At 43.5% G+C, this 11554-nt stretch carries 9 protein-coding genes; 5 read left to right on the forward strand and 4 right to left on the reverse strand.

Going from position 1 to position 11554, the window contains the following annotated elements; all coding sequences use genetic code 11:
• The first annotated feature begins 1064 nt into the window (after positions 1 to 1064).
• Positions 1065 to 1796 carry a response regulator transcription factor gene (locus F6J94_RS21350; RefSeq protein ID WP_293027507.1) on the forward strand — a complete coding sequence of 244 codons (732 nt, stop codon included), beginning with the start codon at positions 1065 to 1067 and terminating at the stop codon, positions 1794 to 1796.
• Positions 1797 to 2319: 523 nt separating this feature from the next.
• Here F6J94_RS21350 and F6J94_RS21355 read toward each other — a convergent pair.
• Entirely contained in the window at positions 2320 to 4197 is a 1878-nt protein-coding gene (locus F6J94_RS21355) for a caspase family protein (protein WP_293043965.1), read from the reverse strand.
• Positions 4198 to 4475: 278 nt separating this feature from the next.
• Between F6J94_RS21355 and F6J94_RS21360 the strand changes: the two genes are divergently transcribed.
• The 3 genes from F6J94_RS21360 (at position 4476) to F6J94_RS21370 (ending at position 6775) form a co-directional block, all read left to right on the forward strand.
• On the forward strand, positions 4476 to 5114 hold the full coding sequence (locus F6J94_RS21360; protein WP_293043967.1) for a hypothetical protein: 639 nt from the start codon (positions 4476 to 4478) through the stop codon (positions 5112 to 5114).
• Positions 5115 to 5158: 44 nt separating this feature from the next.
• Positions 5159 to 5329: a 50S ribosomal protein L32 gene (gene rpmF, locus F6J94_RS21365; RefSeq protein ID WP_293027472.1), complete on the forward strand. Its 171-nt coding sequence runs from the start codon at positions 5159 to 5161 to the stop codon at positions 5327 to 5329.
• Positions 5330 to 5932: 603 nt separating this feature from the next.
• The gene (locus F6J94_RS21370; protein WP_293043969.1) at positions 5933 to 6775 is read left to right on the forward strand and encodes a universal stress protein; all 843 of its coding nucleotides are present in this window, start codon (positions 5933 to 5935) and stop codon (positions 6773 to 6775) included.
• 425 nt (positions 6776 to 7200) lie between these two features.
• Here F6J94_RS21370 and psbM read toward each other — a convergent pair whose 3' ends face one another.
• Positions 7201 to 7314 (reverse strand): photosystem II reaction center protein PsbM, encoded by a 114-nt coding sequence (gene psbM / locus F6J94_RS21375; RefSeq protein ID WP_044495836.1) that lies wholly within the window; start codon positions 7312 to 7314, stop codon positions 7201 to 7203.
• A 135-nt stretch (positions 7315 to 7449) separates the two neighbouring features.
• Between psbM and F6J94_RS21380 the strand changes: the two genes are divergently transcribed.
• Positions 7450 to 7593 carry a hypothetical protein gene (locus tag F6J94_RS21380; RefSeq protein WP_293043971.1) on the forward strand — a complete coding sequence of 48 codons (144 nt, stop codon included), beginning with the start codon at positions 7450 to 7452 and terminating at the stop codon, positions 7591 to 7593.
• Positions 7594 to 7687: 94 nt separating this feature from the next.
• On the opposite strand, the gene F6J94_RS21385 is transcribed toward F6J94_RS21380, so the two are convergent.
• The gene (locus F6J94_RS21385) at positions 7688 to 8017 is read right to left on the reverse strand and encodes a 2Fe-2S iron-sulfur cluster-binding protein (RefSeq protein WP_293043973.1); all 330 of its coding nucleotides are present in this window, start codon (positions 8015 to 8017) and stop codon (positions 7688 to 7690) included.
• Positions 8018 to 8356: 339 nt separating this feature from the next.
• Entirely contained in the window at positions 8357 to 10216 is a 1860-nt protein-coding gene (locus F6J94_RS21390) for a TolC family protein (protein ID WP_293043975.1), read from the reverse strand.
• Positions 10217 to 11554: the final 1338 nt, after the last annotated feature.

An 11554-nucleotide genomic window follows, 5' to 3' on the forward strand; every position in this document is an offset into this window, starting at 1 on the left:
CATGAACCGAAATTTTCTATTAGCCGAATTTCGGTTCATGGAAACCTTCTCCATGAAACCAATTTGTATTTTAAAGTATAAACTGACTTCGGATATCATAAATTTTTGGATATTAGAAAGTTTTTTGCTGGCTTGACTGACAACCGACACCTGAGGAGGCTAAGGAATTATATTGAGCAGACTCTATTGTTTAAGTTGAAGTATTGCTCAAATTTAGTCAACCTTACGGACTTTACAATCTCTCCACGTCGCTTTAGATTGTAGGCTTCTACCTTACCTCGGTACTAGTAGGAGAGCTTCAGTAAAAATACCGATCTGACTAGGTACAGGACATCCCACGGTTGTGTAGTATCACCGAAACATTTGCCAAATCGATGAGAATCGACTAGGTATGAGTATACTTGTATAAAAACTCCCTTGATTAGTAATCTCACCCATCTAGGGAATGAACCCATGCTAATTTTCCAGTGGTATTTCCTGAGAAACAAACTCCCTTAGATAGATTTTTTAGGGGGTTTTACTCCCTATTGTATCCTGCTGTTGGATGAGGGAGCATGGGACGATCCGCAGATGAGCATAAAGAGTAGGATTTATCGGAATTGGTCATTTCGTTCTGGTGAGACTACCTTAGTTACTCAATAAGCCGATCGGATGTCAATCCTGTTGAGAATCTCCTCTAACCGTTGGAATGGGAAATCCTGCCAACCCCTATGACAATTAGTTTTGGCACGACTAACCCCTTATACTCATAGAGTGTAAAGATTATAATAAGTAACTACCCATAGGTGCGCTCTTACTTGGCGAATTAAATTCGCCACGGGTCGCACCTCCTGTAAATTCTCAATAACTTTATATCTGATAGCGTAATCGTTTTTGACAAATGCTTTCATTCCAGCTCACTTTAAGTGATCGTTGCCAAGAGATGGTCTTTTGGAAACTCTATCCCAAAGTCATAAATATCTACAACTACCAATAGGTGGAGATCATGATGATTTTTACCAAAACTTTACAAATTTACTCTAAAAATCAATAAACTATAAATCTCACCCCCCTAGACGTTAATGATGGGTAAAATTCGTGTGGCTCTCATTGAAGACCATGATCTGACTCGGATGGGTCTGCGAACAGCCCTCCAACAAAGTGGTGAAATTGAATTGGTGGGCGAAGCGGCCAATGCCACTGAAGGACTAAAGTTACTCGCGGAATCTAGACCAGATATCGGGATTGTCGATATTGGTCTTCCTGACATGGATGGAACTGAATTAACTAGACAATTCAAAGAGTTTCAAGCAAAACAGGATGATTCTAAACAGGATGATTTTCCCACCAAAATTATGGTACTGACCTTGCAGGATGATGAAGAAGCCGTACTAGCCGCTTTCGCCGCTGGTGCCGACTCTTACTGCATGAAAAATATCACCTTTGATCAATTGCTAGAAGCTCTGAAAGTGACCTATGAAGGTAATGCTTGGATTGATCCAGCCATTGCCAGGATTGTACTTGAGCAGATCAAACCAAGCAAAGACACTCAGCCTACTGAAGCTAGTGAAACGATAGCTATCCATGCTGCTCCCAATGAATACAATCAAATGATTGAAGCTTATCCTTTAACGGAAAGGGAATTAGAGGTTTTGCAGTTGATTGTAGAAGGTTGCAGCAATGCTGTGATTGCCGAAAGGTTATATATCACTGTGGGAACTGTCAAAACTCATGTCCGAAATATCTTGAATAAACTCTGTGCAGATGACCGTACCCAAGCAGCTGTCCGTGCCCTCCGCTCTGGCTTAGTTATTTAAGATTATACCAGAAAGTAACTTTTTACAGTTATAAGGTTAGTTGGTTGAAGGTTGAACGCGCACGCGTGGCCAATAGGCCAAGGTTGAAGGTTGAAGGTTGAAGGTTGAAGGTTGAAGGTTGAAGGTTGAAGGTTGAAGGTTGAAGGTTGAAGGTTGAAGGTTGAAGGTTGAAGGTGATTAGGTTGAAGGTTAGTTGGTTGAAGGTGATTAGGTTGTTCGCCCTAGGGGTCCGGTGTAGGGTAGGTTGAACATTAGAGCCTTAACAACTCAAAGCCGGATGTATAATTGGCAACCTATAACTGGCAAGCTGTAACCTTCAACCTACCCTACGGGAACGCCAAAGGCGAACAACCTTGGCCTTTCGGCCACCCGTGCGCGTTCAACCTGTAACCTTCAACCTGTAACCTTCAACCTGTAACCTTCAACCTGTAACCTTCAACCAACCTTAAACCTTCAACCAACCTTAAACCTTCAACCAACCTTAAACCTTCAACCAACCTTAAACCTTCAACCCAAATGACTATCAAGGTCTACCTTGCTGCCATCTAGCGATCGCTTCTTGGGCCGCCTCATAGTAAGGGGTATCTTTTGGGACTAATTTTGCTGTGTTAATCGCTGAAAGAAACTTGCCTCGCGATGCACGGGACTTAGCAATCAGATAAATCTTATCGCTAGCTTGAGCAATTAACGCTTGTGCTGTGGCATACTTAGGTTGACCCGGTGGAATCTTACGGAGGGTTGCGATCGCACGATTATAACTAGATGCTTGATTACGTTGCACTTGTTTGATGGCTGTTTGGATAATCTGTTGATTCTGCGACTTCTGTTGGGATAGAATCTGCCACTGTTTAATAGCATTGTTAGCCAAAGCATAAACAGAAGGGTTATCTTTAGGAACTAGTTGGGCAGCTGCTATCGCTCCTTCAAAATCACTTTTTTTTGCCCGTTTGTTGGCTAGAGCCAGAATTGAATGACTCCAACTAGTGATATATTGTTGTGTCTGATCATAAAGAGGATCCCCAGGTTTCACCTGACGGGCAATTGCGATCGCATCACTATACACAGATGCCTGCTTCGGTTCAACTAACTGTCTTGCCTCGTCCAAAGCTGCTTGATTCGCCTTAATCCCACTCGGTTCCCGCGATTTCTGTGCTTTAGTTTCCAGGGATTTACTCTTGGAATTTGGCAAGGGAGCTGGAGTTGCCTGGGATGTTGACCCTGCAGGTAATGTTACTGGGGAGTTACTGACCTTGGTAGTCTCTGGTAATTTGGTAGTTAATGTGGTATTGTTCCTGTTTTGTATTACCTGCTGACTAATCAAGCCTTCCTGGTTACGGACAACAGTTAAGCTCACTAGTCCTAACAACAAAGCTATACCACTACCCCAAAACAACCATTCTCGCCATGACGATAACTCTTCTGTATCAGTTTGAGGCTGGCTGTCTGAATAAGAAACTAAAGCTACTGAGTTAGATGACTCCTGCTTTGAGCTATCAGTGTTAGTGGGTAAAGACCTATTTTGATTAAGCTTTACCACCGATAAAGGTTTTTTGGCAAATTCACTCTCAAGATTCTTCTCATCTTTAGAAAGAACTACCTTGGTAGCTTCTGAGTCAGTGCTTGGGTTAGCCCATTGATTTTCTGGTGGTGAGCTTGCCCCTTCAGGCCAAATTTGTTGTTGTCGATACTCCTGTAAAGGAATTACCGTCAGAGGAATCTGAACTGGTCGCCAATGGTGTTGGCTCAACTCCGGTAGCCGCTCCCTGAGATACTCGTCAAGATTTTCAAGGGTAATCTCAGTATGATAGTAACCCAGTGCTTCTAGAAGTGCTGAGGTGAATAAGCCATTCCCTAGAGCCGCCGCTTCGTGAGAAAACTGGTTGAGTTGACTAGAAAGTATCAGGGAAATATCCATTTTGTAGGCTAATTCCACTGTTTCAGCACCAACTGGTTCACCAGATGGCATTCCCGGTGAGCGGTTTATGTCTAACAATACCAGGATTTTATTGCCCCCCATAGTCTTGAGAGAAGAAAACAGGCATTCTATTGGTATACCTGTTCCTGGAATATCATCTGGATTGCCATCAATCGGCATGAGGTAGTCAACTTTATCCCAACTGACCCCACAGCCACTGAACAAGAACCAACGCCAACTTTCTGGAGAACCTGGACTCTGGCGAATCCTGTCGAGGCATCTTAAAATATTTTCTCGGTTGGGGTAGGTTAAAAAATCATCAATCGGTGGTGAAGTATCAGTTAATAAAAGAAACTCAGTGGGTTGCAGATGAGCTTGGTCTACAAAAAACCCTTGTAGTCTTTGAGCGTCTGCTTGACCATAGTTTAGAGGTTGTAAGAACTGATAGCGGTTGATGCCAATTGCTATACCAGCGTAATTTGCCATTTACCCCATACCCTAGTGGCTGAAACTAGTAGATTTTATGCCTATATATGCCTAATTTTATTACTATTGCTGTAGTTTACCCTTACACTTAAATTCTAATCCAACCCTGTTAAGCTTAACCTAACGGCTTAACTTTATTAATTAATTAATTATAACACTATCGAACCTAGTCCACCTTTCAAGGCTCTTGAAGTAGTTTTTGTAAATCTAGTTTCTGTCAAGATTTTCCTTCATCATGAATCTTTTCCTTTTTTGGCGTAATCAGAGGATATAATAGTATGTTGTCCAAATTAATCCGGCTATTGGTATTGCCCGGCTTAGTAGGGGTTAGTTGGCTGACTACAGTTGCCATTGTTCCCCAAAGCGCGGAAGCCAAGACAGCTCGTATTAATGTTACCCTCAATCGTGAGCCTGACGAAACTTACCAAGGCTTTATGCGGCGTGCTGAAGTAGTTGCTAGAGCAGCAGCTCAACGCAGCTTCGATAGTGACATATTGACTACAAAGGTAGCGATTACTATTCTAGGACAAAATCAAGGAGAAATCGCCCCAGTCTTGTTGTTAGAAGTCAGCCGTCCATCCTGGAAAAGACGACCGGATGCCAAGTATTGGGCAACTTACTTTCCCAATACCCAGTTCCTACTGCGAGTTGAGGAACCTGATTTTTCCCCTCAAAGTCAGCCACAGTCCCTGGAACCAGCCAACAACCAGGCTCCTGAGCCACCACCAGCCAACAACCAGGCTCCTGAGCCACCACCAGCCAACAACCAGGCTCCTGAGTCACCGCCAGCAAACAACCAGGCTCCTGAGCCACCACCAGCCAACAACCAGGCTCCTGAGCCACCACCAGCCAACAACCAGGCTCCTGAGCCACCACCAGCCAACAACCAGATAGAAGACCGAGATACAAGACAATGAAATAAGATAGAAAAGCTGTCTAACAATTTAAATAATTTACACTTATGGCTGTTCCTAAGAAGAAAACCTCAAAATCAAAACGGGATAAACGTAAAGCTAACTGGAAGCGCAAAGCGCATCTGGAAGCACAAAAAGCCCTCTCTCTCGGTAAAGCAGTCCTGAGTGGGCGTTCTAGCTTTGTTTATCCAACACAGGAAGAAGAAGACGAAGACTAGGTTTACTCCTCCCCACCGGGCGATGACGGCGTATCGCTTATTTTTACCATGGTTCCGGTGGGTTAGGTATCACGAAGACAACGCGCTATACACCCTGTTGCCCTAACACCTCTGACGACTTTCGGGTCTCCAAGCTACTTACCTAGCTTAATAGATCTGAAGCTAATACTGAAGCTAGGCGTGAGAGTCATGACTCATCAAGGAGTGCTGTCTTCTCACCGCCGTTAATAAATTTTCAAAATTTTCTAGCCCTATTATCAGTATCCTGGTGAGTATATACCAGGGAAAGTCCAACCCTCAACCCCTACCGGACAACTATCTGAGGTCACGGGTTGCTGGGAATTTAACTGGCATATCTAAAATTGATTTCTGTTCGTTAACTGTTGGTGGTTAACAATTAACAGAAAATCATGAGTCGGGCTGTGCCAATTAGATGTATCACAGCTTAATACCATTGAGTTGAGTTTCAAGTAAGTGCCAGACAATTTACCAAACATTTTGAATGGTTAATTGTTAAATTTTGCAACTCAATTTTGCAACTCAATTTTTAATCTCAATAGTCAGTAACCAAGCATAAGTTAGTAACTCACCAATAATTGCCCAATGATAAGAAAAATTTTAATATCTGTAGCTGGTCGGGGACTGTGTGAAGAAATGTTCAACATGTTGGCCGAAATTCCTGCCATACAACAGGCATCGGTCACAGTTCTACATGTTGTGCCTCCTCAAGTCACAGCTGAAGCCATGTCAGCTAAGTTAGAAGAGGGGGGTAAAATTTTAGCAGATGCGGTCAAGTCTTTAAAGGTTGACCCCAGCAAAATCACGCCCAGACTGAAACAGGGAGACCCTAAAAATATCGTTACCCAAGTGGCAGACGAAGAAGAAACCGACCTGATTATTATGGGTTCGAGAGGACTAACTCGCCTAGAAGCGATTTTGGAAAACTCCGTTAGCCAATATGTGTTCCAATTGTCCTCCCGCCCGATGTTGTTGGTCAAAGACGATGTCTACGTCAAACAAATCAGACGGATTATGGTCGCAATGGATAAATCTGATGCTGCTCAAAATTCCTTCGAGTTGGCTCTATCCCTAGTGCGAGACATGAAGAATGTTCAACTATATCTTGCTCGTGTCATCCCCGAAGCCAAACCTGATCAAGTGATGACCAATGCTGAAGCAGACCCAGTTCTGTCAGAAGCAGCAGCAAAAGCCAAAAGGCTTGGTGTTTCTTACCGTTGTGTTCTAAGTGGCGGTAAGCCCGGACCAGGAATCTGCGAGTTAGCAGAGGACAATAACATCGACTTGCTGATTCTCGGTTCTCCTGACCGTCGCCCTTCTATCGCTAAGAGTTTAGTAGATTTAGATCGATTACTGGGGAATTCTTTATCAGACTACGTCAGAGTCAAGGCCAATTGCCCAGTGTTGTTATCACGCACAACTACTTGAAGCAGTAAGCAGTTAGTTATTAGCCATTAGCCATTAGTCATTAGTCATTAGTATTGCCAGTAAACCTCTTGTAGGTTACAAGTTGCTTAAAAAGGGTTCATGATAAACGCTTAATGACAAACGGTTAATGACTAATTACTTCAACTTCCACTTACTGTAGCTTCCACGCACTTTAGTCGTGGGAGAGAAACTCGTAAATCCGGTAACCATCACTTACAATCCCGCCTACTTTAGTGGCGGGAGAAGTGAACTTCACCGTTATTAAATTAGATTTTTTACGTCTAATCAATTAGACAAAATCATACAACGTTATAAAAAAAATGAGTTGGAGTGTCATGTTGGAAAGAATCCCACGCTGACCTTTGCCTAAGGGGCTATGCTTGCGCGTTTGGTACAGGCGTGGGGATTATCACCAGATCAGCTAACTAGTTTCCTGAGCCTTCACGGCTCGCGGTTTGGATATAAAGAATTAGCAGGAAAACCGCAGGCACCAGCACAAACAAAATGCTGGCAACAAACCCTAGATCGTTAACTTGCATGATTATTAGTTCCTCTAAATCGTTTTTAACCCACCAGCTATAGGATACCATTAACACGGCTGTTCGCGAAGCGTCGCCTTCGGCGAATCGAAATAGAAGATTGAAATATAAGCCTGGCAGGAGGAAATTTGGCTCATGGTAGATAAGCGGGTTGAAAATCCTGGTGAGATACATTCCATTGTCTTAGCTTTATTCCCTACTCCCTACTCCCTACTCCCTGCCCTTTGGGCCACGCTACGGGAATGGACTACGCTACGGAAACAAACCCAGAACGATTGATAAATGCTATAAACCCTATGTAAGCATCTATACAAGGAGGGGGAATTCAGGTTAAAATCCCTCGCCAGCTAGCCCTTAAAATCCCTTGTTATCCTTAGATGGCAGCAGATGGGGATTTGGTCTTAAGGGTTGGTTTAGTTTTCACACTCACCGGTCCATTCACCAAGACTTGACAGGCTAATCGGTAAGTATCAGGCTTTTTCTTGAGTTTCCGATTTTCTACCTCAGTTCTAGGGGATAGATTTTCTATGCCTGCCACAATTTCCACAATACAGGTACCACATTGACCATAACCGCCACAATTGACCAGCTTGCCCCGAAACGTGTAGAGATCTATGCGATTTTGCAGCATTTTCTCTCGTAAGTTCGCTCCATTGGCAGCAATGACTTCTTGGTCTTCCTTGACAAATTTGATATTAGCCATGATTTGTCCCAAGTCTGATCTTATTTTCTGATAGTATTTCTATTTTATTAAGGAATGTTAAAAAAATAAGCATCCCTGGTTAATGGTTCATGGCTAAGTTTGCCATAAACCATTAACTCTAAAGCAGAGCAGGTATTCTGTCAATTTAGTTTTGCGAGTTAGGGCAAGGTTAATCCTATTGGATATTAGAAGTTAGTCCTTAACGTCTGATACCTAGGGTCTAATACCTAGGGTCTAATACCTAGTGTCTAATACCTAAGATCTAATACTTAGTATCTAATACTTAGTGCCTAATTGGGACAAGTCTAGTTTACCCCTTAATTCAATTAAGATCGAATACTACGGAATATCACTAACTTTACTGTCTGGTAGATTACTCACTGCCCGTTGCAAGTTGGCCAGAGCGCGGTTGTAGCCCAGAATTGCAGTAAGTTGGTTAATCCTAGCCCGGGTAAGGGCGGTTTGCTGGTTAATTACGTCGGTTTGGGTACCAACCCCTGCCTGAAATCTTAACCGAGCTAGCCGGAGGCTCTCTTCTGCTACTTCTAGGGCAAAGGATGCCGTTTCAATACTCTCTTCATTGGAGTTTAATTGAGAATAAGCTTGTTCGATCTCAAAGCGTATTTCATCCCGTTGGTCAGCAAAACTGCTTTCAGCTAAGGCAATATCAATATCTTCCTGCCTGGCTCTAGCCATTGCTGCTCCCCCATCAAAGAAATTCCACTGCAATGTTGCCCCTACCGAGTAACCATCACCCATGGTAACAGTATCATTGAAGTTATCAAATAGGTCGATTTGACCAAATACACTCACCTGGGGTCTGACCGCAGCCAGAGCAATGGTGCGCTGTTCCTTGTTGATCTTTCGTTGCACCAGTTGCTGTTCCAACTCAGATCGGTTTTTATAAGACAGGATCAGGCTCTGTTCTAGAGATAAATCCCAACTTCCAGCAATTTCGATGGGATCGGCTGCCGTAATTTCTGCGGATTGAGATAAGTTTAATAACTCCGCCAGCTGACGTCGGGCAATACGTTGGTCACTCAGAGCATTGGTCAACCCTTGAGAGTCATTGGCTAGCTCAACCTGCTGTTGCAAGACCTCAAATCGGGTGCCTAAGCCAGCTTGTTCCAGTAACTCGGTATCCCGTAAAATCTGAGCAGACTCAGTGACTGCCGCTTGGGAAATTTCAACTCGAGCATCAGCCTCTTGTAAATTGTAATAGGCAAGGGTGACCTGAAGTCTGATCTCTTCAGAAAGCCGTTCTACCTCCAGCTGCTGCAACTTTACCTGTTCCTCCCCTAGCCGGACTTGTGCTGGTCGTTGCCCACTAGTGTATAGGTTATAATCTAACCTTAGGGCTGCATTGAAAGTTCCTGACGGCTCATTGATTGGAAGTAATCCTTGCTGGACTCTTATCTCGTCTGATACCTGTCCTGATGCACTATCGGCATAGTTAATTCCTGCAGTTGTTGTCAAATTAGGATACCAAGCACTTAAGGCTTCTTGGAGAACAAACTGATTACGTTCCAAGGTCAGTTGCGCTTGCTGTAATTCCTGATTATTACGCTTTGCCAGTTCTATGGTCTGTTGCAGGGTAATGGGCTGTGTGATATCGATCTGGACTTCCTGGCTTTGGGTAGGAAATGATAAAGGATTGGGGTCAGGATCAAGAAACTCTGGCGCAGAGGTTCCAGGGGTTCCTGAGCTTCCAGAGGTTTGTGACATTAATTCAGGGTTTTCCCCTGTGGCAGATTCAACCACCGTATCCTCACCAACGTCTACGGATTCCGTTCGCGAAGCGTCGCCTTCGGCGAATGGCGCTGCTAGTTCAGCCACCGCAGGAATCGACTCCTCCTGCTTTGGCTGGTCAGTAGGCAGGATGGTTTGATCAATAATTTCTTGGACTAATTCTTCTTGGACTAATTCTGCTTCTGAGAGTGAGGAATCTACAGAGGGAATAGACTCCTGTTGCTCTGGTTGATTGGAAGCTGGGGTAGTGTTATCCATGACTTCTACCACTAGCTTCCCTACCTCTGGGTTTGGGGCTGCTTCTGTTAAGGATTCTTGGTTAGGTGTAGCTACTGAGTTACTCTGAGGCTTAGTAAGTGATGGTAAATCTTCTGAGGCTCCGGATTCCATGCCGCTCAAGGCAATTGCCGTCCCCACACCCACAGCTAATATATAACGAAAAGTTGGCATAGATTTTACAGTTGATTTTAGTCTTAGCAGAACTACTTCTCTTGCTCAATTTAGCAACCAATGGCAGGATAATGGCTTGCTATTGGGTTTAGCAAAGGAATATTCCCGGTTTGCATATCTAAATCAGGATTGAGCCTCAAATTGCCATTTTTATAGGAGTTGCCTTTTAACAAGACTTTATTATAGTGGGCAATGGCTTCACAGTATCCTCATATTGGCAATTTTCTGTTGCAGGGAGAAAAGTGACTAGATGCGTTTGCTTTTAGCGGAAGCAAAGCTTCATCGCTTTTAGCGGAAGCGAAGCTTCATCGCATAACCCCTAGAATAATCTGTCACACATTTCAATTGTGAATAGGGGCTGATCAGGAGATTGGGAGATGGGGAGATTGGGAGACTGGGAGATCGGGAGATGGTAGACTGGCTTTTGCACAAGGGTCGCGATTGACCGTAGGTCACGCTACTTGAGGTGGAAATTTAAATGCATATTAGCTGACTGCTTGCTGTGATCGTAAAACTGGGTTGAGTAGGGATGGGAAGATAGGAAAATTGCAGGATGGAGAGATGGGAATTGATCAACTTTTTGTCAATCCACATATCGGGTTAATCGGTTAAATTATATTACTGAGCCGATGATATAGTATCAGGAATTGGCATCAATTACGATAAAACTCTTCTTTTTTGACCTTAGGTTAGATTGCGGTGGGGTTGAACAGCCGGACAGGTTTTCCAGTCTGCAACACTACCAAAGCATTATCTCCGTTTTTGTCAAGATTACTTGATAGTCAGGGTTAGTTTTGTTCCAAGGGATTTGCCTTCGCTTTTAGCGGAAGCTGAGGCCTTTGGCCACGCGGGGCGCGTTCGCTTCATCGCGTAGCGGCTCGTACCGAGCATCGCATTCTATTGCTTAATATCTATTAATAATCGACCAATTAACCAAACTGTGTATGTCTAAGGTCTATAGCTAAGGATTGACAGTGGGATAATGTTCTTTCTTGAAACAAAGCGTTAGCAATCGGGCAATAGACCTTCTTCCAGTCAAATAACCTAAGTTTTTAAAAAATAAGCAGCCATAAAAATAAGTCGCCCATGGAGCAAAAATTCATCAATAAAAATTACTTATTTTTTAAATAAGTTTTATGAATACATTTATAGTATTTATCATAGATATTTGTGATAGGTTTTTATCTATTTATATGACGTATTAACTATTGCCTTAAAATCCATACTTTTTCGGTTCCCTGTTCCCTGTTCCCTGTTCCCTGTTCCCTGCTCCCTGTTCCCTGTTCCCTGTTCCCTGTTCCCTGTTACCTGTTCCCTGTTCCCTGTTCCCTGTTCCCT

The sequence above is a fragment of the Moorena sp. SIO1F2 genome (genome assembly GCF_010672755.1).
Classification (GTDB): domain Bacteria; phylum Cyanobacteriota; class Cyanobacteriia; order Cyanobacteriales; family Coleofasciculaceae; genus Moorena.